Origin of the sequence: Actinokineospora terrae, assembly GCF_900111175.1 — a bacterium.
In the GTDB taxonomy this organism is placed as follows: domain Bacteria; phylum Actinomycetota; class Actinomycetes; order Mycobacteriales; family Pseudonocardiaceae; genus Actinokineospora; species Actinokineospora terrae.
The window spans coordinates 107,341-132,202 of sequence record NZ_FOGI01000010.1; the positions used below are offsets into that span (position 1 = coordinate 107,341).

At 69.1% G+C, this 24,862-nt stretch carries 20 protein-coding genes; 13 read left to right on the forward strand and 7 right to left on the reverse strand.

Annotation, left to right across the window (positions count from 1 at the left end; translation table 11 throughout):
* Positions 1 to 161 precede the first annotated feature (161 nt).
* Positions 162 to 704, forward strand: a complete 543-nt coding sequence (locus tag BMY07_RS23290; protein ID WP_143073603.1) for a lipoprotein — start codon at positions 162 to 164, stop codon at positions 702 to 704.
* A 74-nt stretch (positions 705 to 778) separates the two neighbouring features.
* On the opposite strand, the gene BMY07_RS23295 is transcribed toward BMY07_RS23290, so the two are convergent.
* A complete protein-coding gene (locus BMY07_RS23295) occupies positions 779 to 2,929 on the reverse strand; it encodes a 3-hydroxyacyl-CoA dehydrogenase NAD-binding domain-containing protein (RefSeq protein WP_425426345.1) in 2,151 nt (716 codons plus the stop codon).
* A 12-nt stretch (positions 2,930 to 2,941) separates the two neighbouring features.
* The gene (locus tag BMY07_RS23300; protein WP_092782603.1) at positions 2,942 to 4,156 is read right to left on the reverse strand and encodes an acetyl-CoA C-acetyltransferase; all 1,215 of its coding nucleotides are present in this window, start codon (positions 4,154 to 4,156) and stop codon (positions 2,942 to 2,944) included.
* A gap of 128 nt (positions 4,157 to 4,284) precedes the next feature.
* Between BMY07_RS23300 and BMY07_RS23305 the strand changes: the two genes are divergently transcribed.
* Positions 4,285 to 5,481: a TetR/AcrR family transcriptional regulator gene (locus tag BMY07_RS23305; RefSeq protein WP_092782606.1), complete on the forward strand. Its 1,197-nt coding sequence runs from the start codon at positions 4,285 to 4,287 to the stop codon at positions 5,479 to 5,481.
* A 49-nt stretch (positions 5,482 to 5,530) separates the two neighbouring features.
* Positions 5,531 to 6,838: a cytochrome P450 gene (locus BMY07_RS23310; RefSeq protein WP_092782609.1), complete on the forward strand. Its 1,308-nt coding sequence runs from the start codon at positions 5,531 to 5,533 to the stop codon at positions 6,836 to 6,838.
* A 62-nt stretch (positions 6,839 to 6,900) separates the two neighbouring features.
* Here BMY07_RS23310 and BMY07_RS23315 read toward each other — a convergent pair whose 3' ends face one another.
* A complete protein-coding gene (locus BMY07_RS23315; RefSeq protein ID WP_092782612.1) occupies positions 6,901 to 7,101 on the reverse strand; it encodes a hypothetical protein in 201 nt (66 codons plus the stop codon).
* Between the two features lie 106 nt (positions 7,102 to 7,207).
* Here BMY07_RS23315 and BMY07_RS23320 point away from each other — a divergent pair, with 106 nt between their 5' ends.
* The 5 genes from BMY07_RS23320 to BMY07_RS23340 are packed head-to-tail and all read left to right on the forward strand — an operon-like array spanning position 7,208 to position 9,581.
* Positions 7,208 to 8,050 (forward strand): helix-turn-helix domain-containing protein, encoded by an 843-nt coding sequence (locus tag BMY07_RS23320; protein ID WP_177215728.1) that lies wholly within the window; start codon positions 7,208 to 7,210, stop codon positions 8,048 to 8,050.
* On the forward strand, positions 8,022 to 8,219 hold the full coding sequence (locus tag BMY07_RS23325) for a DUF397 domain-containing protein (RefSeq protein WP_245782595.1): 198 nt from the start codon (positions 8,022 to 8,024) through the stop codon (positions 8,217 to 8,219). The genes BMY07_RS23320 and BMY07_RS23325 overlap by 29 nt, the downstream gene beginning before the upstream one ends.
* A gap of 9 nt (positions 8,220 to 8,228) precedes the next feature.
* Complete coding sequence (locus BMY07_RS23330; protein ID WP_092782621.1) at positions 8,229 to 8,375, forward strand: DUF397 domain-containing protein; 147 nt, start codon at positions 8,229 to 8,231, stop codon at positions 8,373 to 8,375.
* Positions 8,376 to 8,431: 56 nt separating this feature from the next.
* Entirely contained in the window at positions 8,432 to 9,133 is a 702-nt protein-coding gene (locus tag BMY07_RS23335) for a hypothetical protein (RefSeq protein WP_092782624.1), read from the forward strand.
* A gap of 4 nt (positions 9,134 to 9,137) precedes the next feature.
* Positions 9,138 to 9,581 carry a hypothetical protein gene (locus tag BMY07_RS23340; RefSeq protein ID WP_092783038.1) on the forward strand — a complete coding sequence of 148 codons (444 nt, stop codon included), beginning with the start codon at positions 9,138 to 9,140 and terminating at the stop codon, positions 9,579 to 9,581.
* 60 nt (positions 9,582 to 9,641) lie between these two features.
* On the opposite strand, the gene BMY07_RS23345 is transcribed toward BMY07_RS23340, so the two are convergent.
* The 3 genes from BMY07_RS23345 to BMY07_RS23355 all read right to left on the reverse strand — a co-directional run bounded on the left by BMY07_RS23345 (position 9,642) and on the right by BMY07_RS23355 (position 13,278).
* The gene (locus BMY07_RS23345; RefSeq protein WP_092782627.1) at positions 9,642 to 11,900 is read right to left on the reverse strand and encodes a glycosyl hydrolase family 18 protein; all 2,259 of its coding nucleotides are present in this window, start codon (positions 11,898 to 11,900) and stop codon (positions 9,642 to 9,644) included.
* A gap of 467 nt (positions 11,901 to 12,367) precedes the next feature.
* Positions 12,368 to 13,027 (reverse strand): hypothetical protein, encoded by a 660-nt coding sequence (locus BMY07_RS23350; RefSeq protein ID WP_092782630.1) that lies wholly within the window; start codon positions 13,025 to 13,027, stop codon positions 12,368 to 12,370.
* Entirely contained in the window at positions 13,024 to 13,278 is a 255-nt protein-coding gene (locus tag BMY07_RS23355) for a hypothetical protein (RefSeq protein ID WP_092782633.1), read from the reverse strand. Before BMY07_RS23355 ends, BMY07_RS23350 begins: the two co-directional genes overlap by 4 nt.
* A gap of 200 nt (positions 13,279 to 13,478) precedes the next feature.
* Here BMY07_RS23355 and BMY07_RS23360 point away from each other — a divergent pair, with 200 nt between their 5' ends.
* The 4 genes from BMY07_RS23360 to BMY07_RS23385 all read left to right on the forward strand — a co-directional run bounded on the left by BMY07_RS23360 (position 13,479) and on the right by BMY07_RS23385 (position 20,649).
* On the forward strand, positions 13,479 to 14,237 hold the full coding sequence (locus BMY07_RS23360; RefSeq protein ID WP_177215729.1) for a hypothetical protein: 759 nt from the start codon (positions 13,479 to 13,481) through the stop codon (positions 14,235 to 14,237).
* A gap of 895 nt (positions 14,238 to 15,132) precedes the next feature.
* Positions 15,133 to 18,474, forward strand: a complete 3,342-nt coding sequence (locus BMY07_RS23375) for a fibronectin type III domain-containing protein (protein WP_092782639.1) — start codon at positions 15,133 to 15,135, stop codon at positions 18,472 to 18,474.
* Positions 18,474 to 18,923, forward strand: a complete 450-nt coding sequence (locus BMY07_RS23380; RefSeq protein WP_092782642.1) for an MTB12 C-terminal domain-containing protein — start codon at positions 18,474 to 18,476, stop codon at positions 18,921 to 18,923. The genes BMY07_RS23375 and BMY07_RS23380 overlap by 1 nt, the downstream gene beginning before the upstream one ends.
* A 25-nt stretch (positions 18,924 to 18,948) precedes the next feature.
* Entirely contained in the window at positions 18,949 to 20,649 is a 1,701-nt protein-coding gene (locus BMY07_RS23385) for a bifunctional copper resistance protein CopD/cytochrome c oxidase assembly protein (protein ID WP_092782645.1), read from the forward strand.
* On the opposite strand, the gene BMY07_RS23390 is transcribed toward BMY07_RS23385, so the two are convergent.
* Positions 20,627 to 21,493, reverse strand: a complete 867-nt coding sequence (locus tag BMY07_RS23390; protein ID WP_092782648.1) for a hypothetical protein — start codon at positions 21,491 to 21,493, stop codon at positions 20,627 to 20,629. The two genes, BMY07_RS23385 and BMY07_RS23390, sit on opposite strands and share 23 nt — an antisense overlap.
* 120 nt (positions 21,494 to 21,613) lie before the next feature.
* Between BMY07_RS23390 and BMY07_RS23395 the strand changes: the two genes are divergently transcribed.
* Entirely contained in the window at positions 21,614 to 24,823 is a 3,210-nt protein-coding gene (locus tag BMY07_RS23395) for a S8 family serine peptidase (RefSeq protein ID WP_143073605.1), read from the forward strand.
* Positions 24,824 to 24,862 lie beyond the last annotated feature (39 nt).

Consider the following 24,862-nt stretch of genomic DNA (forward strand, 5'->3'; position numbering starts at 1 on the left):
AGTACACCCCGCCGGGCCCGCGCGGCGATACCCTCGCGCGACCGGACCGGGCCAAAGCGGTCCACCGCGATCGCGTTGCCGCGCTTGGGTTCCGCCGGGGTCCACGCCTTCGGCCGGATGCCCGCTGCCGCTCGCGATCTTGGTGCCCTAGGGTCCGGTCCATGGGTAGGGGAGTGGTGGCGCTCGCGGTGGCGGGCTTGGTCCTGGCGGGATGCGGCAGTGCGAACACCGACCCGTGGCGGGAGGTCGCCGTGCCCGGGGCCGCGGGGGACACCGCCGGGCAGTGCGGCCCGGTCGGCGTGATGGACGTCCCCGCGGGGTGGAAGGTGGAGCCGCCGAACCGGACGTACAAGGCGGGCGCGCTCTACATCAAGTGCGTCATCACGACCGGCAAGTCCGAGGACGGCACCCTGGAGGTGTACGACTCGCACTCCGACACCGTGCCGCCGCCCCGCCAGGTCATCCAGGACGGCATCGACCCCGGCAACGACCCCACCAACATCGACATCCGCGACCTCGCCATCGGCACCTCACACGGCGCCGAGGCCACCTGGACCACGGGCTACCAGAACCGCGCCTTCGTCTACCGCGTCGAGTCGACCGACCGCACCATGCTCATCATCGCCACCGGCGCCAAGGCCGAGAAGTACGACGAGGTCCTGCTCCCCGCGTACCTGCTGGCGCGGAAGAGCATCCACGACTGAGATCTTCCCTGCACAGCGGCGAAAAGCGACTGCCCGCCACCGGACGGGCCGGTGACGGGCAGTCGGAGTGCTGATCAGGCGTAGGTCTCGCCCTTCTCGGATTTCTCCACCAGCGACGCCGGCGGCAGGAAGCGGTCACCGTAGGCCGCTGCCAGTTCGCGGGCGCGGGCGACGAAGCCTGCCAGGCCGCCGTCGTAGCCGTTGATGTACTGGATGATGCCGCCGGTCCACGCCGGGAAGCCGATGCCGAAGATGGAGCCGATGTTGGCGTCCGGGACAGTGCGCAGGACGCCCTCGTCGAAGCACTTCACGGTTTCGAGGGCCTCGGCGAACAGCATGCGCTCCTGCATGTCCGCGAACGGGATCTCCGTGCTGCCCGACCCGAACGCCTCGGCCAGGCCAGGCCACAGGCCGGTCCGCTTGCCGTCGGCGTACTCGTAGAAGCCGGCCCCGGCCGAGCGGCCCTTGCGGTCGAACTCGACGACCATCCGGTCCAGCACCTCGGTGGCCGGGTGCTCCGGCCAGGTGCCGCCCGCCGCCTCGATGGCCGCGCGGGCCTCGTCGCGGATCTTGCGCGGCAGGGTGAGGGTCAGCTCGTCGAGCAGCTGCAGCGGCGGCGCCGGGTACCCGGCCTGGGCGCCCGCCTGCTCGATCGACGGGATCGCGATGCCCTCGCCGACCATGGCCAGCGCCTCGTTCATGAACGTGCCGATGACCCGGCTGGTGAAGAAGCCGCGGCTGTCGTTGACCACGATCGGCGTCTTCTTGATCTGCTGCGCGTAGTCGAACGCCTTGGCCAGCGCCGCGTCCGAGGTCTTCGCGCCGACCACGATCTCCAGCAGCGGCATCTTGTCCACCGGGGAGAAGAAGTGCAGGCCGATGAAGTCCTCCTGCCGCTTCACCCCTTCGGCCAGCCCGGTGATCGGCAGCGTCGAGGTGTTCGAGCCCAGCAGCGCGTCCGGCGCCACCAGGTCCTCGATCTCGGCGAACACCTTCTTCTTCAGCTCGGGGCTCTCGAACACGGCCTCCACGACCAGGTCCGCGCCCGCCACGTCGGCGGCGTCCGCGGTCGGCGTGATCCGCGCCAGCACCTCGTCGGCCTTCTCCTGCGTGATCTTGCCGCGCGACACCGCCTTCGCGAGGATGCCCGCCGAGTACGCCTTGCCCTTCTCGGCGCCTTCGAGGGTGACGTCCTTGAGCACGACCTCGATCCCGGCCCGCGCGCTGGAGTACGCGATCCCGGCGCCCATCATCCCGGCGCCGAGCACCGCGACCTTGCGAGCGGTGTAAGAGGGCTGACCGGCCGGGCGGCTGTTGCCCTTGGTGATCGCCTGTAGGTCGAAGAAGAACGCCTGCGTCATGTTCTTCGCGACCTGACCCACGGCCAGGTTCACGAAGTACTGGGTCTCGATCCGCGTCGCCGTGTCGACATCGACCTGCGCGCCCTCGATCGCGGCGGACAGGATGTTGCGCGGCGCGGGCATGGGGGCGCCCTTGAGCTGCTTGCGCAGGTTCGCCGGGAACGCGGGCAGGTTGGCCGCGAACTTCGGGTTCGACGGCGTGCCACCGGGGATCTTGTACCCATCGACGTCCCACGGCTGCTGCGCGCCCGGGTTCGCCTTCACCCAGGCCTTCGCGGACGACAAGAGCTCTTCCGGCGTCGACACGACCTCGTCGACCAGACCGAGCTCCTTGGCCTTAAGGGGCTTGTGTCGCTGCCCTTGCAGCAAGACGTTGAGCAGCGCGTTCTGGATGCCCAGCAGCCGCACGGTCCGGGTAATGCCACCGCCACCCGGCAGCAGACCTAGCGTCACCTCAGGCAGGCCGATCTCACTGCCCCGTACGTCCAAGGCGATCCGGTGGTGCGTCGCGAGCGCGATCTCGTAGCCGCCACCGAGCGCCGCGCCGTTGATGGCCGCGACCACGGGCTTGCCCAACTGCTCAAGCCTGCGCAGGTAGGACTTCATGGTGTTGACCGTCTTGGTCATCTCGGCGGCGTGCTCGGGACGCGCCTGGATGAGCTGGTTGAGGTCACCACCCGCGAAGAAGGTCTTCTTGCCGGAGGTGATCACGACACCGGTGATGCTGTCGCGCTCGGTCTCCAGCCGCTCCACGGTCTCGGCGAACGAGGTGCGGAACAGGTCGTTCATGGTGTTGGCGCCCTGGTTCGGGTCGTCCATCGTCAGCGTGACGATGCCGTCGCCGTCGACGTCCCAGCCGATCATGCTCATGGCCCCTCAGACTCGCTCGATGATGGTCGCGACGCCCATGCCGCCGCCGATGCACAGGGTGACCAGGCCGCGCCGGGCGCCGCGCCGCTCCAGCTCGTCGACGACGGTGCCGGTGATCATCGCGCCGGTCGCGCCGAGCGGGTGGCCCATGGCGATCGCGCCGCCGTTGACGTTGATCTTGTCGTGCGGGATGTCGAGGTCCCGCATGAACTTCAGCACCACCGCGGCGAACGCCTCGTTGAGCTCCCAGACGTCGATGTCGTCCGGGGTCAGACCCGCCAGGCGCAGCGCCTTCTGCGCGGCGGGGGTGGGGCCGGTGAGCATGATGGTCGGTTCCGCGCCGGTTACCGCTGCCGACACGATCCGCGCGCGCGGGGTCAGCCCGGCGGCAGACCCCGCGGCCTCGTTGCCGATAAGAACCAGGGCGGACCCGTCGACGATGCCGGACGAGTTCGCGGCCGTGTGGACGTGGTCGATGCGCTCCACGTGGTGGTACCGCTGCAGGGCCACGGCGTCGAACCCACCGAAGTCGCCGATGCCCGCGAACGACGGCTTCAGCTTGGCCAGGCTCTCCACGGTCGACTCGGGCCGCATGTGCTCGTCGTGGTCGAGCAGCACGACGCCGTTACGGTCGCGGACCGGTACGACTGACTTGGCGAAGTACCCCGCCGACCACGCGGCCGCCGCCCGGCGCTGCGACTCGACAGCGTAAGAGTCGATGTCGTCGCGGCTGAAGCCCTCGGTGGTGGCGATAAGGTCCGCGCTGATGCCCTGCGGGACGAAGTACGTGTCGTAGTTGGTCTCGGGGTCGTTGAACCACGCGCCGCCGTCGGAGCCCATCGGCACCCGCGACATCGACTCCACGCCGCCCGCCACGATCAGCTGGTTCCAGCCGGAGCGGACCTTCTCGGCGGCGATGTTGACCGCCTCCAGGCCCGACGCGCAGAACCGGTCGATCTGCAGGCCCGCGACGCTGTCGGGCAGGCCCGCGGCCAGCGCGGCGCTGCGGGCGATGACCGAGCCCTGGTCGCCGACCGGGGACACGACGCCCAGGACGATGTCGTCGATGGTCGCCGGGTCGAGTTCGGGGTGGCGGGCCGTGAGCTCGTGCAGGAGGCCGACGACCAGCGAGATGGGCTTGACCCCGTGCAAGGAGCCGTTCTGCTTGCCGCGACCGCGCGGCGTGCGGATCGCCTCGTAGATGAAGGCTTCGGTACTCACTCTGCCGATCCTCTCCCGAGCTGACTGGCGCTAATGCCCATTAACATACTCGCCGGTATCAACTGGTTGTCAACGTGCTGGGTTCCGCATACCGTTGTAACTCCGCTCTCACCCCAGGAGGCTGTCGAGTGACTCGCGGTGTTCAGGGTGGGCGGCAGGGAAGTCCGCAGGGTGGGCGGCGCAACCGCAAGGCCGAGCTGGCCGCGGCCGCCGCCGAGCTGTTCGGTCGACGTGGTTTCCACGCCGTGGGGGTCAACGACATCGCCGCCGCGGCCGGGGTGACCGGCCCCGCGCTCTACCGCCACTTCCAGAACAAGCAGGACGTCCTCGGGTTCGTCCTGCTCAACGGCATCGACGCCCTGGCGGAGCGCCTCGCGGGCCCGGTCGAGCTGGCCGAGGCCGACCCCGCCGCGGCGCTGCGGCCCCTGCTGGTGACCGCCGCCGAGGTCTCGATCGAGCAACGGGCGCTCACCGCGCTGTGGCGGTGGCAGGGCAGGCACCTGCACCAGGGCGACCAGAAGGAGATCCGCCGCCGGGTGGGTGCACTGCTCGGCCAGTGGATGACCGGTCTGCGCCGGTTGCGCCCGTCGCTCGACGCGGGCGAGGCCGACCTGCTGTGCTTCGCCGCACTGAGCGTGTTCGGCAGCGTCGGGGATCACCGCGTCGGACTACCCGCGCCGGAGTTCGCCTCGCTGCTGGCGTCACTGGCCGAGGCGGTTGTCCGCGCCCCGATCGCCACCGGTTCCGCCGCACCGGCCTGGCGCGGCGGCCCGGCCCAGACCCGCCGCGAGGAACTCCTAACCTCCGCGACCCGCCTCTTCCGCGAACGCGGCTTCCCGTCCGTCAGCATGGAAGATATCGGTGCGGCCACCGGTATCGCGGGCCCTAGCGTCTATCGGCACTTCGCCTCGAAGTCCGACATCCTCCTAGCCGCAAGCCGCCGCATGGCCGACCGCTTGCGATGGGGCCTAGAGGAGTCGCTGAGCAGCGCCGTTGATGCCTCCGACGCTCTAAGACGCCTCGCCCGCTCCTACGTCGACACGGTGATGCGGTCAGACGACTTGATTGCTGTCTATACGACCGAACTGGTGAACCTGCCCGAGCGCGACGCCAAGGAGTTGCGAGCGCTACAACGGGGCTACGTCGCCGAGTGGGTCCGACTGTTGCAGGAAGCCCGCCCCTCCCTGTCGGAACCAGCCGCTCGCGTTACCGTCCACGCCGCTCTCACGATCGTCAACGACCTGCCGCGCACAGGCCGACTAGCCGGACGGCCTTGCCTGGCAGCGGAGCTCGCCGGGTTGGCCTCGGCCGTGCTCGGGGTTTAGTAGGCGCTCGGCACGCGGGTTCGGCAGCCTGGTCCGGTGCTAGGTTCGGATGGTGGTGCGAGAGCTGGCGGTAGCGCCGACAGGTTTGAAGCCGGTACTGGGTGACCGTGGTTGGCCGGTGCTAGGGCACACGGTTCCGTTGTTGCGGCGCGGTGTGGAGTACCAGCTAGAGCGGTACCGTCAGTTCGGGCCGGTGTCGTGGGCCAACGTGTTCGGCACGAAGATGGTCGCCGCCGTTGGGCCTGACGCCGCGCGGGAGGTGTTCGTCAACAAGGACAAGGCGTTCTCGCAGGACGGGTGGGCGTACTTCCTGGAGAAGTTCTTCCCCCGCGGCCTGATGCTGCTGGACTTCGACGAGCACCTGTTCCACCGGCGGCTCATGCAAGAGGCGTTCACCGCACCGCGCGTGGACTCTTACGTCGCCCGCGTAGCCGAGGTCGTGCGCCGGGAACTTCCCTCTTGGCCCGAGCAGCTCGACGTCTACCCAGCGCTCAAGGCGCTGACCCTGGACGTCGCCGCCGAGGTGTTCATGGGGGAGCCGAGCGATCCCGATGTGAACGAGGCGTTCATCGGCGTGGTGCGCGCGGGGACCTCGATCGTGCGGTTCCCCGTGCCCGGCGGTCGGTGGGCGGCCGGGATCCGGGGTCGACGGCGGCTGGAGGAGTACTTCCGCGCGGGTGCCTGCCAGGACCGTGTGGGTGATGACCTGTTCACCGCCCTGTGCCACGCGCGGCTGGAGGACGGGTCCGCGTTCAGCCAGGAGGACGTGGTCAACCACATGATCTTCCTGATGATGGCCGCCCACGACACCGCCACCATCACCACCACCGCCGCGCTCTACCACCTCGGCCTGCACCCGGAATGGCAGGAACAGGCCCGCGCCGAGGCCCGCGAGATCGGCCCCGGCCCCCTCTCGACCGCCGACCTGGACCGCCTGGTGGTCCTCGACATGGTCATCCGCGAGTCCCTGCGCCTGGTCACCCCGGTCCCGTCCCCCGCCCGCCGCGCCATCGCCGACACCGAGATCCAGGGCCACTTCGTGCCCGCCGGGACCATGGTCACGGTGACGCTCTGGCTCAACCACCTGCTCCCCGAGCTCTGGCCCGACCCGCACACGTTCAACCCGCTCCGCTTCGAGACCGACATCCCCCGCTACAACTGGCTGCCTTTCGGAGCGGGCGCCCACAAGTGCATCGGCCTGCGCTTCGGGATGTACGAGGTTAAGACCCTCCTGCACCAGTTGTTGCTAACCCGAAGCTGGGACCTACCCCCGGGCTACCGAGTCCGCTGGGACCCGACAGCCCTACCCATTCCCGTCGACAATCTGCCGATAGCGCTTAAGAAGCTCCCCGAATAGCTCTTACGCGAAGGTGGTTCGGTGGCACCGGCGATGTCGCCAGTGCCCACCGGGGACCTGGGTCAGGCGGCGTTCTCGTATTGGGTGAGGGCATCCTGGACGCTGGTGACAAAGCGGGACAGGGCGCCTGCTTCGATGATCAGGTGGAAGCCGTCGGAGTGGCCGCCGAAGCGGAGTTGGACTTCGGTCTTGGTTACCTCGCAGCTGATTTCGGCGCCGGGGCGGATCGTGGCGTAGACGTCGATGTCCGGATTGCGCGTCACGGGCAACACCCTTCACTATTTGCCACGAACACGGGCCGTTCCCGCGTCGGGCAAGGCGAAGCTAGGGCGTTGCCCACCCTGCCAGAAACACCGAAGGAGGACCGCCGTGCCCAGCGGCACCCACAAACCCGCGTCCCCGAAAGACCGCGCGCTGGGCGCGGAACTGCGCAAGCTCCGCAACGCCGCAGGTCTCAGCCTCGCGGCCGTGTGCGAAGTGATCGACTGGAAGGAGTCAACCCTCAGTCGGGTGGAACGCGGCCTGCGCAGTCTTTCACCCGAAACGGTGATGGCTCTTGCGTTGATCTACAAGATCCCGCACAAGCAACGGGAGAGGCTGGTCGCTTGGTCCAAGGAGACGCCCAGCCTTGGGTGGTGGGACCGACCGCCCGCAGACATGCCTCCTGAACTCGGCGCCTTGGCTGCCTACGAACTCGAAGCCACACAGAGGTTTGACTGGAGCCCCGGGATCGTCCCGGGGCTGCTGCAGGTCCCCGCCTACACTGAGGCGGTCATGCGTGAGGCTGGCATCGCGGAGAAGGACATGTCGGTCCGCCTGGAGGCACGTCGCGCTCGTCAGCAGATGCTCATAGGTAGCCAAGCTCCTTACGCAGCCTTGATCGATTTGGGTTCTCTTCGAAACCAACTGTGTTCGCGTGAGGACTTTGTCGCCCAGTTGCGACACCTCACCCGGCTGAGTCAGTCCCCCAACATCTCTCTGCGGCTCGTCGTTCGGCCAACCATTCAGATGATGTCTGCTTGGTATCTCTTGCGGTTCGCCTACGTCGGCCCGATGGTCCACATCGAACACTTCCAGTCCGCCACCTACCTCTTCGACGGGGAAGCTGCGCCGTACATCGAGCTCAAGCGCTTCCTGGAACAACTGGCTCTGAGCGAGCAGGACACCAGGGATATGCTCAACAGTGAAATCGAGCACGTCCTTGGAGGCTGAGTTGCGGCAAGACAGTCTGCGGTTCAAGAAGTCCAGCCGGTCTGGCTCGTACACGAACTGTGTCGAGGTTGCCCAAACGCTGTCCCACCTGCGAGACAGCAAGAACCCGACCGGGTCATCTCTGTCGGCCGATGCTGCTGCGCTGATCAGGTTCGCCAAGACTCGCTAGGAGCGCGCCATGCGGTTCAAGAAGTCCACCCGATCCGCCGCCAACTCCGACTGCGTCGAGGTGGGCAGCACCCTCCGCCACCTCCGGGACAGCAAGAACCCCCACGGCCCCGTCCTCACCGCCGACATCACCGCCCTCATCCGTCACGTCAGGTGACGCTTGCTGGGCCTGGGGTCTCCAGGCCCAGCAAGCGCTGGACGGGGTGTCGGCTCATGTCAGTCGGCGATAGGGCCATGGCGCTGGGTGCTGCGCAGGCTCGGCTTGCCAAGGTAGCCGCCGACCTGGTCGGGTCGACGTCCTCGTGGTTGGCGGAGGCGCGCCAGGTCGTCGACAGGTCTCTCGGGCGCGCGGCTGGACAGGGTACTGCGCTGGCTGCGCTCCACGCCGCGAGCGCCAGGCTCGATGATCTCTGTGTGGCCCTCCGCCAGACGGAGAGCGCTATCTCCGGGACCGCTGACCACCACTTGGGTACTGGCCAGCAGGGCGACACGTCCACGCGACCGCCGGTTCACTCCAGCAGGCAAGCGCTCCCCGGGGCAGCGACGAACGAACCGCCGCCGAAGGCCGTGGGCCCAGCGAAGTTCGGCCACAGCGGTTCCGCCGACTACCGGAAGACGTTCTTCACCGCGCACCCGCACCTCAAGGGGACCGTGGTGGTTCACCACGCCGTGGAACGGCAAGCCGAACGCAGGTATCCGACTGCCGGTCTGACTCCGGAGGAAATCAACTCGTTGGAGAACTTGCGGGGCATTTCCAAAGGAGATGTCAACAACCGGATGCACCTCAGTGCGTTGCGCATCGCCTGGAACAGATTCTACGCCAAGAATGTGAGCGCGTCGAAACAGGATTTGTTGAACTTCGCCACCGAATTGGATGACAAGCATGGCGCGAGTTTTCGGCCCCGGGTACGGTGACGGCGTGAGTGACTATTTCCTGCTTGAGCCTGAGGTCGCCGGGGAGTTGGGGGAGGGGTCGGAGCAGGACAGGTCGGTGCATCCGCCCAGGGTGAGTCGGGTGGAGTACGCGTTCCACGACTGGTTGGGTGATGAGTTGATCACCGCGTTCCCGGTCTTCCTGGTGACTGCGGGCCTGGCTGAGGAGTTGGCGCGGTCGGCGCTGAGCGGGTTCGAGATCAGGGATGTCGTGACCACGCTCGCGCCCGAGGGGGAGGACTGGATCGGCGATATCGGCAAGCTGCCCCGGTTCGCATGGCTGGTCGTGATCGGTGCCGCGGGGCACGACGATTTCGGGTTGGTGCCCAACGCGAGTCTCGTCGTTTCCCGGGCCGCGCTCGCGCTCCTGAAGACCAGGCAGTTGGAGATCTGCGACATCACTCCGTACGAGCCCACCGGGGCGGCGTGATCGGTGACAAAGCGGAATGGGGCTCCCCGCGTGCGGGGAGCCCCATCCGGTGGTGGTGCGCTACTTCAGGTTGGTGTCCACCGCCGTCATCAGGGTGCCGGGGTCGCCGGACATCTCCCAGGCCATGACGCCCAGCAGCTTCTTCTGCTTCAGCCAGGTGATCTTCTGCTGGATCGACCAGGCGTCGTCGAAGGTCCACCACTGGCCGTTGGTGCCGCCGGTGTGGCAGGCGGTGGCCACGGAGGCCGTGTCGTGGTAGATCGTGCAGTTGGGCACGCTCGCGAGCAGGTTGCTGTACCCGCGTGTACCCGCCTCTTCAGCGAACTGGCCGGGAGCGGCGCCTGTCGCCGACTGCCACTCGCCCTTCTTACCGTTGTCGGGCACGCCCTGCCAGCCTCGGCCGTAGAACGCTAGACCCAACGTCAGCTTGCGTGGGTTCGCGCCCTTGTCGGTGTAGGCCTTGATGGCGCCCTCGACGCTGAACTTGTTGTTGTACGGGTCATCCGCGTCCGGGTACAGGTTGCCCTGGTGGCCGGTGCGGTTGGGCTCCCACGAGTTGTCGCTACCGGAACCGTGGAAGTCGTAGCCCTGCACGTTCGCGACGTCCAGGTAGTCGAAGATCTTCGGGACGTCCCAACCGGCCTCGACCTTGCCGGGGTCGGCGGGGGTGAACGCCTGGAGCTCGTACCTCTTACCCGTGGTCTTGCTCTTGGCGTCGAGCTGCTCGCGGAACTCCTTGAGCAGCGCGGTCAGGTTGTTCTTGTCGTTGGGCGACCAGTGGTTGCCCGGGTGACCGTCAGCGCTACCCGGCCACTCCCAGTCGATGTCGATGCCGTCGAAGATGCCCGCCGCGGTGCCAGGACCACCCGCGCCGCCGTAGGCCTTGATGTTGCCGTTGATGTAAGTGTCGATGCACGAGGACACGAACTTCTTACGGGAAGCATCGGTGGCGGCGACATCGGAGAAGTACTTCGAATAGGTCCACCCGCCGAGGGAGATCAGGATCTTGATGTTCGGGTACTTCACCTTGAGCTTCTTGAGCTGGTTGAAGTTGCCGCGCAACGTCTCCCACCCGGTGTCGCCGACGCCGTCGACGGACTGGCCCGCGGCGAAGGGCCGCGAGTAGTCGGCCTCGGCGTCGCCCGCGCCGTCACCCTGGCTCGGGTCCTGCGGGTTGGCCGTCGTGCCCTTGGTGACCCCGGTGAGGCAGGTGAGGTTGACCGGGTCGATGTTGCCGAACGCGTAGAGCAGGTGGGTCAGCTTCGCCGCGGCCCCGTTGGTGACGAGGTTCTTGACGAAGAACTGCCTGCCGTAGATGCCCCACTGCACGAAGTACCCGACGCGGGCGTACCCGTCGACGATGTCCTTCGTGGTAGCGGAAACAGCCGCGCTCTGAGCCGACGCGTTGTCGTAACTGTCGCGCGCCCGCACCGTGAAGCTGTAGGCGGTAGAGGGCGACAGGCCGGTCACCTTGGCCGTGGTGGTGGTGGCCGTGGGGCCCGCCGCACCGTTGACGAAGATGTCGTAGGCGACAACGCCGGTGTTGTCCGTCGAGGCATTCCAGGCGAGGGTGACGCTACCCGAGTCGGTCGCGGTGGAGCGCAGACCGGTGGGCACGGTAGGAGCCTGGGTGTCATCGGACGGGTTGCTGGTCGTCACGGTCAACGGCGCGCTAGCGGCTGACGAGAGACCGTTGGTGTCCTTCGCCTTCACGGTGAACGTGTAGGCCGTGTTCGGCGTGAGGTCCTTGACGTTCGCCGTCAGGTCCGGCGTGGTGGCGACAAGAGCGGCGCCTTGGTAGAGCTCGTAGTTCGCGACCGGCAGCGAGCCGATCACCGAGGCGTCCCAGGCAAGGGTGATGGTCTTGGTCGTCTTCACCGTCGCGCGCAGGTTGGCCGGGGGTGCGGGCGGTGTGTCGGGGGTGCCATCGCAGTTGCCGTTGTCGACGCGGCACTTGCCGGGGGTCGCGGCCGCGCTGAGGCGGAACGACGGGCTGTACGGGTACGTCGAGCGACCCGGCTGGATCGTGTTGATGTAGTAGGCGGGGGTAAGCGTGACCCGAGTACCGGTCTGGCTCACCGTGGCGTTGGCATTAGCGGTCGCGGTGACACCAGCAGGCAGCTCGAACTGGATGGACCAACCGGTGACGGCAGCACTACCGGAGTTGGTGACGGTGTACTCGCCACTGGTCCCGGTCAGCACAAGCGCGGCGCGCAGCGAACCCGCCGCCGAGGCCGGTTGGTTCACGACGATCAGTGCGGTGGCGGCTAGCAGGAGGCTCACCGCCGCGGTGGACAAACGACGAAGGGTGCGTCTCATGGGGATGGCTCCAGGGGATGACGGAGTAGGCCCTGTGTGGTCTAGACCACACTCGAATCTAGCGGGTGGATCGGTTTAGGTCTAGACCAATGGTCCGGCGGAATTCACCAGTTGACCCTGGTCGCGCTCCCCGTCCCCGGCCCGCTCCGAATTCGACGCCCGGCCGCTTGCCCGCCCGGGTTGTCCACAACCTCCGCGGTTGTCCACAGAATCCGCGCGTCCGTTGTCCGCCCAGCTCAGCGCTCGATACGTTCGTGGTGTGACTCGAACCAGTGGGAACGCCCCCGATAAGTGGCAACGCACCGATGACCCCTCGAATCCGACCATTCGGACCTCTACGGTCAAATTCCGCACCCGACTACCTCGACGACGTGGGGTAGTGGACCTCTTACCGCCATGACCACATCTGGGGCACCCGTGGTCCAGCGGCGGTGCGAGACGTCCGCACCGCCGCTGGCGGGAGTGGCTCAACTGGCGATCGGTGCCGCCCGCGTGCGGACCTGGGGGCAGACCGCACACGCGGTGGGGCCTTCCTGGGACCACCAGCGGCAGGTGTCGCGGATGCCGCAGTGGGGGAGAGCGATGGTGTTGTCGAGAGCGGGATTCGTGGAAGGGGTGATGCCGGGGTAGGTGCTCGACACCGGATCGGCGGGAGCCCGGCGGCCGCCCGATGGGTGGCCTTCGTCCGACAGGTCGCTGAGCGCTGGGGGTGCCGATGCCGAGTCGCCGGACGGCGGGGTGCCGCGAAGTGGGGCGGCGGCTGCCTGGCGGTCGGCTGCTGGGCTCGTCGGTGTCGGCTTGCCCGCTGCTGGGGCGTTGAGGGTTGGCGCGCCTGGTGCTTGGTGGCCGGGCGCCGGGGTCGGGTAGGTGTCGTGGGCGGCGTCGAGGGCTCGGCAGGTGCCGTCCCAGAAGGCACAACCCTTGGTGGCGCAGGGGGTCGCGAAGCGGTAGCGGGACTCCAGCGGTGCGCCGGGGTGGTTCTCGTCGACCTGTGCTTGGAGGTGGGTGCGCAGCGAGGAGGTGAGGGCGGGGCCGTGCGGGGTGAACACGACCCGGCCGCCGGGGCCCATGATGCCGAGCAGGGTGGCGCCTGGGGTGGCCTGCCCGCTCGGGCAGGTGTGGGTCACTGCTCCCGCTTGCCCAGGTAACCCTGCACCTGCTCCGCCAACTCGAGCGCGCGCGGACCGGCGAGCAGGTAGCGCCCGATCAGCTCCCACTTGCGCAGCCGGGTGCCGCCGAACTCGAGGTACGGCACATCTCGCCCGATCACCCGGTCCACGGCCGCCGTCCCCGCCTCGGCCACCGCCTGCGCGATCACCGCCTGCTGCGACTCGGACAACTCCAGACCGTCGACAACGAACGTGAACTCGGTCGCCATCGGGGACTCCTTCCCGAAAGGGTGTTTCCCCAGTTCGTCGCGACGGTCGGAGCCGGTGTGATGGCCAGGTGCGCAGCCCTGCCCCTTCGGGCAACCAGAGCGGGGGTGTGGCGAGAAAGCGACCAGGTTCTGTCCAGCGTGGGGAAGGGGTGCGGGCAGTACGGTGGACGGGCACGCGCGACACCGGCTGGGGAGGTCTTGTGAGCGAGGAACTGCCGCCGTACCTGGGTGTTCTGGTGGTCGACGCCGAGCGGTACGGGTCGAACAACGATCCGGGGCAGCAGAAGTTGGCCGAGGCGATCCCCGAGGTGGTGCGGGTCGCGTTCGCCGACAGCGGGCTCGAGCACGTCTGGGATGGGCGACTGTTCCCCCAGGACACCGGCGACGGGCTGGGGCTCGGGTTCGACAGCAGGTACCTGCCCGCCGTCACCGAGTCGGTGTTCGGGGCGTTGCAGGATGCGCTGGTGGCCAGGGATGTGTGGATGCGCAAGGTCCACCGCGGGTTGCGGCTGCGGCTGCGGGCGGCGCTGCACGTCGGGCCGGTTCGGCCGCTCGGGGGTGGTCGCGCGTTGGTCACCGCGCACCGGCTGCTCGACGCCGCCCCGCTGCGCGATGCCCTCACGCGTTCGGACGAGGACCGCACGTTCCTCGCCGCCCTCGTCTCCGACCGCGTCCACGACGACATCATCGACGCGGGCTACGCCACCCTCCCCACCGCCGCGATTCCCGTCCACATCAAGGAATACCGCGCCACCGCCCACCTCCACGTCCCCACCCCCAGCGGCGACCTCCTCACCAGCGGCCTGGTCCCCGCCCCCGCCGCTTCTCCCACCGACACCCCACCCACCTCCCACCCTCACCCCGACACCCCCGGCTCCGTCCACAACTCCATCTCCGGCACCCACAGCGGCACCGCCATCCAAGTGGGCCACCTCCACGGCGGCCTCACCAACCACTGACCCACCCCCGCCGGCCCGAACCAGGCGCCGCCCACGGCGGGCTACCGCAACCGCTGACCCACCCCCACCCCCGCCGTCCGGAGCCAGGCGCCGTCACGACAGACCGCCGCGACCGCTGACCATCCGGCCGTTCCGGAACCGGGCGCCGTCATGGCGGGCCGCCGCTACCGCTGCCGCCTTCGGGCGCGACAGCACCAGGCGAACGCTCACACTGTCGGCGACGCCAACCACCCGCCTGCCGCCGGCGGGCGCGCCTACCACCCCGACCGTCGGGTCGAGTGCGCCAATCACCCTGCCGATGTCGAGCGCGCCTGCCGCCCATCTCGGTCGGACACCCCGCCGCGCCTGGATCCTCGCGGTTACGGAACCCACCAGCGGTCCCTTGCCGCTGAGTGCTCGGCGCCCAGGGAGGCCGACGCTCCGGCTGCTCTTCCCCGCCGCCGGATCCCAGCCGCCGCCCAGTCCTGGCTGGCGTGGCTTGCCGCGTGGCGTGCTCGCCGGGAGGTGCGGCCGAATGGATGATCTTCGGGATCACCCTGCCCGCCGTTGATTCCCAGGCTGCTTTTGCGCGTGACAGTTTGTTGTCGATGTGGTCGGCGAGTCACCGAGTGGTTCCTGCTGGTAACCAGCCTTCGCTGAGAGCGTTGATTCTGCGGTGGGCATCAGTGGATGTGCCGGAATCAGCCGCGATGGCGGGTTTTGTCCGGTTTTCGGTGACCTGGCGCGTCAGGGGCATTGGGGCTCGTGAATTCCCATCACACAACGGGATTCGTGGCTAAACGTGCCGGGTGGAGTAATTTTGGTGACTTCGGGGCTCAGGCGAAACGTTGGCGGGGGTGGGGCGATGTAAGCGACGCCGGCGTGGTCGGTCTTGAACTGCGGTCGAGGACGTGACATGGGATTTCTCCGCCCCCGTCGGGCGCGTGTGGTGGTGAGCGCGCTGCTGGCATCGGTGCTGGTCGGGATGGGTCTGCCCGGTTACGCGGCCGCTGTGGCCCCCGCGTTCGTGCAGAAGGTGAGCGCCAGGGCGATCGCGGCGAGCAAGGCCGTGACGCTGCCGGGCAACGTGACCGCCGGGAACCGGATCGTTGTGCAGGTGGGCGTCTGGAGCAGCGGTAACGCTACCGCCAAGACCGTCAAGGACGCCGCCAACAACACCTACACCAAGCTCACCGCCGTCACCGCCTCCGATGGCACCGAGCTGAGCGTGTGGAGCGCACCGGTCGTCAACGGCGGCGGCACCAAGCCCGCCATCACCGTCACCGCGACCGCGAAGGCCGACCTCGGGATCGCGGCCGTCGAGTACTCCGGCCTGTCCCAGGTCGCCGACGCCACCGTGGTGGACCAGAAGTCGCAGGCCACCGGGACCAGCACCGTCGCGGGTGTCGTCACCTCCGGCCCCACGCCGGTCACCACCGGTGACGGGCTCGCGCTCGGCTTCTACGCCGACTCCGGTTTCGGCAAGACCCTCGCCGCGGGCGCCGGGTTCACCGAGCGGGTCAACGTCTCGCCGACCTCGGACATGGAGTTCGTGCTCGAAGACAGGCCTGTCGGCATCGGTGAGCAGCCGAGCGCGGGTGTGTCGACCGGTGCGGGAGTGCCGTGGTCGGTGGTCACCATCGTCTTCAAGGCAGCGCAGGGCGGCGGCAATGGCCCGACCGCGCCCGGTTCCCCCACCTCCGTCACCGCGCAGGCAGGCAACGCGAGCGCGACCGTGAACTGGACCGTCCCGCCCAACGGCGGTAGCCCCATCACGTCCCTCGCCGTCACCCCTTACGCGAACGGCGTCGCGCAGGCACCCATCGTCATCAGCGGAGCGGTGGCCACGCTCGCCGTGCCGGGTCTGACCAACGGCACCTCTTACACGTTCACCGTCACGGCCACGAACACCATCGGCACCAGCGCGCCGTCCGCCCCGTCCAACGCCGTCACGCCTACCGCGTCCCCCCAGGGCCAATGGGCACCCGCGATGAACTGGCCGTTCGTCGCCGTGCACATGGTCGCGTTGAACAACGGCAAGTACCTGCTGTGGGACGGCTGGCACCAGCCCGAGCCGACCTACCTGTGGGACCCGGCGACCAACACCTTCACCACCATCATGGCGCCGGACAGCATCTTCTGCGCCGCCAACGCCCACCTCCCGGACGGCCGCGTGCTCGTCGTTGGCGGCTACGGCGTCGTCTCCACCGGTGAGCTCGGCATCAAGGACACCACCATCTTCGACCCGGCCTCCAACACCTGGAGCCGCGGCGCGGACATGCACTACCCCCGGTGGTACCCGAGCGTGACAGAGCTACCTGACGGCCGTTACGTCACCATCAGCGGTAACACCTCTGACGCATACACCTGGGCGGAGCACCCCGAGGTCTACGACCCGGCGAACAACACCTGGACCGTCCTGTCCACTGTGAACACCTCGCAGATCCACGAGGTCGAGTACCCTTTCGCCTACCTGGCCCCCAACGGCAAGGTGTTCACGATGGGGCCCTCCGAGGACGTCTCCTACTGGCTCGACGTCAACAACCAGACCTGGACCCCGGTCGGCGCCAGCGGCGTCATCAACGGCTCGTCGACCATGTACCGGCCCGGCAAGATCCTCTACAGCGGTGGCTCCAGCACGGTCTCCGACGGCGCCCCCGCGATGGCCAACACCTCGGTCATCGACCTGACCGCGCCGACCGCGGCGTGGCGGCAGACCGCGCCGATGAAGACCGCGCGCGACTTCCACACGCTGACCACCCTGGCCGATGGCAAGGTGCTGGCGGTCGGCGGCGCCCCGACGAGCGACCAGAGCAAGCTCAACACCAACATCCTGACCACCGAGATCTGGGACCCGGCGACCGAGCAGTGGTCGACCGCCGCGTCGATGTCGGTGCCGCGCCAGTACCACCAGACCGCGCTGCTGATGGCCGATGGCCGGGTGCTCGTCGCGGGCGGTGGCCACCACATCAGCGCCACCGTGCCCGGCCAGTTCTCGGCGGAGATCTACTCGCCGCCGTACCTGTTCAACGGCGCCCGCCCCACCGTCACCGCCGCGCCCGCGAGCACCGCGTACGCGCAGACCATCTCGGTGTCCACCCCGGACTCGGCGGACATCAGCGCGGTCAACCTGGTGTCGATGGGCGCCAACACCCACCAGAGCGACATGGACCAGCGGTTCGTCCCGCTGCAGTTCACCCGGGGTGTCGGCAAGCTGGACATCCAGACCCCGGCCGGGGCGACCATGGCACCGCCGGGTGACTACATGCTGTTCGTGGTGAACTCCGCGGGCGTGCCCTCGGTGGCCAGGACGGTGCGGATCCTGCCGTCGATCACCGCCCCCTCGGCCCCGTCCGCGGTGGCCGCCGTGGCGAGCAACGCCTCGGCGACGGTCACCTGGTCGGCGCCCGGCGACGGCGGCAACGCCATCACCGGCTACACCGTCACCCCGTACATCGGCTCGACCCCGCAGACCCCGGTCGCCGTGACCGGCACGTCCGCGCAGGTCACCGGCCTGACCAACGGCACCTCTTACACCTTCCGCGTCACCGCGACCAACGCGATCGGCACTAGCGCGCCGTCGACCCCGTCGAACGCGGTAACCCCCTCGGCGACTCCTATCCCCGGCTACGTCCAGCAGGTCACCGGGCGCGGTCCTGGTGCTGAGCGGGCAGTCACCACGCCGTCCGCGGTGCAGGTCGGGGACCGGATCGTGGTCCAGGTCGGCGTGTGGAACACGGTGGGCTCGCGGGCGACCGGCGTGCGCGACTCGGCCGGGAACGTCTACACCAAGATCTCCAGCACCGTCGCGACCGACAACACCGAGCAGAGCGTCTGGACCGCCCCCATCACCGCGGGCGGCGGCCAGAAGCTGACGGTGACCGCCTCGGCCTCGGCGTCGGCCGACATCGGGGTCGGTGTCGTCGAGTACTCCGGCCTCTCGCTGGCCGCCGGGCTCGGCGCGGTGGACACGACCGTGTCCAACAAGGGCACCACCGCGGTCGCCTCCTCGGGGCAGACCGCGGCCGTCACCGACGACAACCACCTGGCGGTCGGCTTCTACGTCGACTCCGGGTTCTCCAGGAACCTGACCGCGGGCGCGGGCTTCACCCCGCGGCTCAACTCCTCGCCCGCCGGTGACATGGAGATGCTCATCGAGGACCAGCTCGTCGTGCTCGGCGCCCGACCCAACGCGACGGTGAACACGGTGGCCAACACGCCGTGGATGGTCACCACCGTCGTGTTCAAGCACGGCTGATGGACACCGACACCACGCCGGGGACCCGGCCGTCGCCAGCGCGGCGGCCGGGGGTCCTGGTCGGGGCGGCCGTCGCGGTCGCCGCCGTGGTCGGCGCGCAGTTCTGGCTGTTCGGCACCGCCGACGACACCCCGGCGGCCGCGGTCGACGGCTACTTCAAGGCCGCCATCGACGAGGACTGCCCGGCGGCGTTCGACCTGCTGACCGACCCCGTGCGGGGCAGCTACGGCACCGTCGAGCGGTTGTGCGAGCGGGCGAGGGCGGACACCATGGTCTCGTTCCAGGTGGGTGACACGGTCACCACGCCGGAGGGCGCGAAGGTCACGGTGACCCTGGTCCGACCCAACCTGACCCTGGTCGACGCGGTGACGATGGTCCAGGTCGACGGGAAGTGGAAGATCGCGTCGTTCGAGGTGCTGTCGTCGGACCGGGGCCACGGCCGCCCCTGACCGGGTGGTGGGCCAGGAGGATCTGATGGAACGCAGCAGGCTCACGCCGCTGGTCGGCATCGGCGCTGTCACCGGGGCGGTGGTCGCCGCCGGGATCGCCGCGCTGGCGCCCGTGCCGGTGCTCGGGCTGCCCGACCCCGGCGCGGTCGTGCGGTACGGGCTGCCCTCGGTCCGGGTCCTGGCCGAGGTCGCGGCGGTGCTGGTCGTCGGCGCGCTGCTGGCCGCCGCCGTTCTCATGCCGCAGCGGGACTCCGGGCGGGCCACGCGCCTGGCCGGGACCTTCGCGGGGTGGTGGGCGGCGCTGGCCGCCGCGATGGTGGTGCTGACTGTCGCGGACGCGCTGGGGCAGACCGTGACTGGTGTGCTTCCGCTGCTAGGGCCTGCGGTAGGGCGTCTGTCCGTCGCGCTCGCCTGGCTCGTAGTGGCGAACCTGGCCGCGTTGGTCTGGGTGGGTGTTCGGCTCCAGTTGAAGCCCTTGCCACTGTTGGTGCTGTCTCTCGTCGGTGTGGCGCCGGTAGCTCTGACAGGTCACTCATCGGCCGGTGGTGACCACGACATCGCCAGCGACAGCCTCATGCTGCACGTGGTCGCGATGTCGTTGTGGGTCGGCGGGCTCGTCGCGCTTCTAGTCCTGCTCAACCGCTCTTACGCCGCCACGGCCGCGCGGATGTACTCGGCCGTGGCGCTGGGCTGCTGGTTCATCGTGGTCGTGACCGGCGTGGTGAACGCGTCGCTGCGGTTGTCGCTGGGTGACCTGGGCAGGCAGTACGGCCTGCTCGTGGTGGCCAAGACGGCCGCCGCGCTGCTCCTCGGCTTCTTCGGCTACCTCCACCGCACCCGGACCCTGCGCCTAGTCGATGCGGGACGTCCGCGTGCGCTCTTGCAGTTGGGTGCGGTCGAGATCCTTCTTATGCTGGCGACGATCGGTCTCGCGGTAGGACTGAGCCGGACACCTGGACCTATCGGCGAGCGTCGGAAACTGTCGGCCACTGAGGTGCTGATCGGGTTCCCACTGCCGGAGCCGCTCAGCGTGGTCAGGGTCGTCCTGGACTGGCGCTTCGACCTGGTCTTCGGGTCGGCTGCCGTCGTTGCCGCTGTCTGGTACCTCGACCGACTGCGGCGTAGGACCGAACCGTGGCCGGCGGAGCGCACGGCCTCGTGGCTGGCCGGGTGTGCGCTGTTGCTCGTGGCTACCAGTTCGGGGCTCGGGAAGTACGAACCGGCCCTGTTCTCCGCGCACATCGGCGTGCAGTTGATCGTCGGTCTAGCCGTACCCGCGCTGTTGGCCCGAGGTAAGCCCAGAGCGTTGATCGGACCTGTCGCGGTCTGGTTGCCCCGCCCGATCATCGCCGCCCAGTTCGCCGCAGCGATCCCGCTGGTGACCTACGCGCTCGGACTGTACGACTCCGCCGCGGGACTTCACTGGGCCCGGTTGGTCATCCTCGGGGCGTCTCTAGCGACGGGGTTGGTGCTGTTCGCCCGCGTTAGCCGTGGCCCTGTGCTGCTCGTCGCCGCTGCCTACGGTCTGACCGGCGTCGTGTTGTTGTGGCGGGATACTGCGTTGGGTGCCGGGTTCTATGGCCGACTGGCACTGGGATGGCAGAACGACGTCCTGGCCAACCAGACCACTGCGGCCTGGACGTTGCTCGCCGTCGCCGTACTCCTCGCCGCCTACGCCGCACTGACCACGCGGAAGACCAAGGTCACCGAACTCGTCGCCGCCTGACCCCTTCGAGCAACGCGAACATCCCCACAGCCGCCAAGACCACGACAGCCACAACGGATGCGATGGCAGCGGCAACAGGTGGCGCCAGCGGTGACACCCCGGTGATGGACTCGACAGCGACGAGCGCGATAAGTGCCGCGTAGGCCACAACGGTCGACCACACCAACTTCAAACCAAGGTCAGCCCGCACAGCCGAGCGGTCCAAGAGCCACGCCACCACAGGGACCACCAGGATCGCGTGCATCGCGACCGCGTGGAGAGGCTTCAACGCACCCGCAGTCGTATACGCGAGCTGTGGATCCCCGCTCCGACTGGCGATCACCCCGCGCGCGATCATGGCCGCCCCCGCCGCCAACGCCACCAATAAAGCGATGAGACCGAACCGGATGGCAACGCGCATCGCGGGCGTGGACTGTCTGGTTCCGGCAACCGCCGCCACCGTGAAAGCGATCGTGGTCAGGATGAGCACCCCGCCACCGGCCGCGAGGGTCATCGAGACAGCCGTGTCGAACCCGGTCTCGAAGTTGAAATGCGACGGAACACCCCGCCATGCCTGCATGCTGACCAATACGACCTCACCCGCGCTCGCCCCCGCGAACAGCCCTAAGAGCAGCCTGCGAGCGCGCATCGCCACAAACGAGGTAGCCCAAGCGACCGTGACAAGGGTGAGTCCGAACGACAGGCCAAACGTCGCTGCCTTGCGCAGGGACAAAGGCCCCATCCACGTCCACCCTGTCACCAACAGGACCACGACGTGCACCAGCCCACCAGCGAACAGCGCAGCCCCCAGCGCATAGGACAAACGCTCCACAGGACGGGCATCGCGCCAGATTCCCATCAGCATGTGGCAAGTGTCGCGCACCTCCGCTTAGAACCCTGTCAGGCAAAACCGGACCGGAGGTGGGAATGGCAGCCTACGAAAGGACCCTAGACGGTGTCGTCGGGCGTCGAGTTGGTTTGGGAGATGCGCCCAGCCCTGGTCCTCCTGACCGTGACAGCGTCCGCGCTGCTCGGTCTTGCTGTTCCCGCCGCACATGCGAGCACGGACGCGCAGCGGCCCACCTACCTCGGATCGCTCACCCTCATCACGGGCGACCACGTGACCCTGCACAAGGTCGGCAGGCGGCTCGTACCCGCCGTCGAGCCGGGGCCCGGGCGGGTCGGCATCCAGTTCGCCACCGCCGGAACCGGCGACGACCTGTCGGTCGTCCCGTCCGACGCGTGGGCGCCCCTGCAGGCGGGCCGGGTGGACCGGCGGCTGTTCGACGTCGCCACCCTGCTGCGCGACGGTTACGGGGACGAGGACCGGGCCGACCTTCCCCTGATCGCGCCCGCCGCCGCGCCCGGCACCGGCATGGCACTGTCCAGTGTGGATGCCAAGGCGGTGCGGGTACCCAAGGCCGAGGTGGGCGCGTACTGGACGCAGCTGAGCCAGAGCCGAGCCGCGGGGAAGGTGTGGCTGGACGGGGTGCGCAAACCGAGCCTGGACGTGAGCGTTCCGCTGATCGGCGCGCGCGGGGCGTGGGGCGCCGGGTGGACCGGCAAGGGCGTGCCGGTCGCCGTGCTCGACACCGGGATCGACGGCACGCACGCAGATGTGCGCAAGAGCATCCAGGCCAGCCGCGACTTCACCGGTGAGGGCGGCGAACTGGCCGACGCGGACGGGCACGGCACCCACGTCGCCTCCACGCTCGCGGGCACCGGCTCGGTGTCGGCGGGCAAGTACGTCGGCGTCGCGCCGGAGGCCAAGCTGTTGATCGGCAAGGTGTGCGGCGGGCGGGGCTGCGCCGAGTCCGCCATCCTCGCGGGCATGCAGTGGGCCGTCGACTCCGGCGCCAAGGTCGTGAACCTGAGCCTGGGCGGCACCGACACCGCGGACCTCGACCCGCTGGAGGCCGCGGTCAACCGGTTGAGCGACAAGGCGTTGTTCGTGATCGCCGCGGGCAACGACGGCGGCTACGGCGCGGAGACCGTCGCCTCGCCCGCCAGCGCGGACGCCGCCCTCGCGGTGGGCGCGACCGACAAGTCCGACCAGTTCGCGGGCTTCTCCTCCCGCGGCCCGCGCGTGGGTGACGCCGCGCTCAAGCCGGAGATCTCCGCGCCCGGCCTGAACATCGTCGCCGCGCGGTCGAAGTACTCCAACCTGGGCACGAAGAAGGACCGCTACACCGCGCTCAGCGGCACCTCCATGGCCACCCCGCACGTCGCCGGATCGGCCGCGATCATGGTGCAGCGCCACCCGGACTGGGCGCCGCGCCAGATCAAGGCCGCGCTCATGGGATCGGCCAAGCGGCTGGACGGGCCGACCGCGTTCGACCAGGGCGCGGGCCGCGTCGACATCGGCAGGGCGGTCGACCAGGTCGGCGTCACCGACCCGCCCGCGGTGTCGATCGGCAGGCAGACGTGGCCGCACAACGACGACCAGGCGATCACCAAGAAGCTGTCCTATGTGAACACCGCGGCGGTCCCGCTGGTGCTGCGGCTGTCGCTGGCGGGCGGCGCGCCCGCGGGGATGTTCCGGTTGTCGGCCACCGAGGTGACCGTGTCCGCTCGGGGACGTTCCGAGGTCGAGATCACCGTCGACACCAAGGTCGAGGCGTCGGACACGGTCCACAGCGCGTGGGTCGTCGCCGAGGGCGGCGTGGAGCGGATCACGACGCCGGTCGCGGTCGACCGGGAGCCGGAGAGCTACGACCTCACGGTGCACACCGTCAACGCTTCCGGCGAGCGGTCCGACAGCAACTTCAGCCTGCTGTTCGGGGTGAGCGCGAACCGGTACCGTCCGATCTGGACGGTCGGTGGCGAGGGCAAGGTCCGGGTCCGCAAGGGCACCTACCACCTCGACACCGTCATCTCCGCGCCGACCGGGGACGGCCGGGTCACCTCGCGCAAGGTCGTGGAGCCGAACGTGGCGGTGTCGGCCGACACGACGGTCGAGCTGACCGCGGCGGACGCGAAACCGATCGTGATCGACTTCGACCGGGCCGACGTGCGCTCCCGGGTGGTCGGCACCGGCTACGGCCGTCGACTGCCGTGGGGCACCCTGTACGCGGGCGTGCTCGGCGACACCTTCGAGCGGATCTTCACCACCCAGCGCGGCGGCCCCATCCCCGATGTCGTGGCCGATGTCGGCGGCGCGTTCTACGTGCCGGACGCCGCGGGCGGTGTCGAGGGCGCGCCGGTCACCTACAACCTCGCCTGGTTCCAGGGCGGCGCGCTGCCGGACGGGTTCACCCGGCACGTGGCCGACGCCTCGCTCGCCCGGGTGGAAACGACCTACCGGCAGGTCCAGACCAAGCGAAGCGGCACCAAGCTGTGGCTGGTGTCCGAACCCGAGTTCCAGACCGGGTCCGGCTACGGGCTGCCGATCACGCTGCCGCTGACCAGGACCGAGTTCCACGGCGCGAGCGGCGAGGACTGGTCGGCGGAGTTCCAGCAGTGGCGGGTGGTCAAAGGCCAGGTGATCACCGAGTCGGTGTCCTCGGGTGATGTCGTCAAGCGGACCCCGGGGCAGACCTACCGCGAAGAGTGGAACACGGCCGCGTTCGGGCCCGCGCTGCCCAAGGACGGCCTGGCCGTTCGGGTGAACGACACCATCTCCATCGGGGTGCCGATGCTGACCGATTCGGCGGATCGGGTCGGTGCGTCACTTGTGGACTCGGCGCAGACCTCGCTGTACCGCGAGGGTGAGCTCATCGGCACCTCGACCGAGCCGGGTCAGGGGGTGTGGGACGTGCCGGAACAGGCCGCTCGCTACCGGATCGACGCGACGGTCGAGCGCAGCGCCGCGCTGTCGCCGCGCGTGCAGACGTCGTGGTCGTTCACCTCCGTGCGCCCGCAGCCGCAATCGCGCAAGGGCGGGGCGATCCTGCCGCTGCTGGCCGTCCGGTTCGCGCCGGTCGGGCTGGATCCGCGCAACCACGCGGTCGGCCGCACGACGCAGGTCGGCGTGAGCGTGGGGCGGCAGCCGCAGTTGGGCAGGGTGACGCTGACCCAGCTGACGTTGTCCGCCTCGTTCAACGACGGGATCACCTGGGTGGACGTACCGGTTGTGGACGGCGTGGGATCGGTTGTGCGGCCCGCCGGTACTGCGTTCGTGTCGTTGCGGGCCAAGGCGATCGACCGAGAGGGGAACGAGGTTGAGCAGACAGTGATCCGCGCCTACGGCGGATGACGCAGTCGGCCGGGCGGGCACCACCAGTGGGTGAGCCCG

Bases quoted from the DNA above. Each gene is read 5' to 3' on its own strand.
- BMY07_RS23290 (WP_143073603.1), top strand. From the start codon at position 162: ATGGGTAGGGGAGTGGTGGCGCTCGCGGTGGCGGGCTTGGTCCTGGCG.
- BMY07_RS23295 (WP_425426345.1), bottom strand. From the start codon at position 2,929: ATGATCGGCTGGGACGTCGACGGCGACGGCATCGTCACGCTGACGATG.
- BMY07_RS23310 (WP_092782609.1), top strand. From the start codon at position 5,531: ATGGTGGTGCGAGAGCTGGCGGTAGCGCCGACAGGTTTGAAGCCGGTA.
- BMY07_RS23330 (WP_092782621.1), top strand. From the start codon at position 8,229: ATGCGGTTCAAGAAGTCCACCCGATCCGCCGCCAACTCCGACTGCGTC.
- BMY07_RS23335 (WP_092782624.1), top strand. From the start codon at position 8,432: ATGTCAGTCGGCGATAGGGCCATGGCGCTGGGTGCTGCGCAGGCTCGG.
- BMY07_RS23345 (WP_092782627.1), bottom strand. From the start codon at position 11,900: ATGAGACGCACCCTTCGTCGTTTGTCCACCGCGGCGGTGAGCCTCCTG.
- BMY07_RS23355 (WP_092782633.1), bottom strand. From the start codon at position 13,278: ATGGCGACCGAGTTCACGTTCGTTGTCGACGGTCTGGAGTTGTCCGAG.
- BMY07_RS23375 (WP_092782639.1), top strand. From the start codon at position 15,133: ATGGGATTTCTCCGCCCCCGTCGGGCGCGTGTGGTGGTGAGCGCGCTG.
- BMY07_RS23380 (WP_092782642.1), top strand. From the start codon at position 18,474: ATGGACACCGACACCACGCCGGGGACCCGGCCGTCGCCAGCGCGGCGG.
- BMY07_RS23385 (WP_092782645.1), top strand. From the start codon at position 18,949: ATGGAACGCAGCAGGCTCACGCCGCTGGTCGGCATCGGCGCTGTCACC.
- BMY07_RS23390 (WP_092782648.1), bottom strand. From the start codon at position 21,493: ATGCTGATGGGAATCTGGCGCGATGCCCGTCCTGTGGAGCGTTTGTCC.
- BMY07_RS23395 (WP_143073605.1), top strand. From the start codon at position 21,614: ATGCGCCCAGCCCTGGTCCTCCTGACCGTGACAGCGTCCGCGCTGCTC.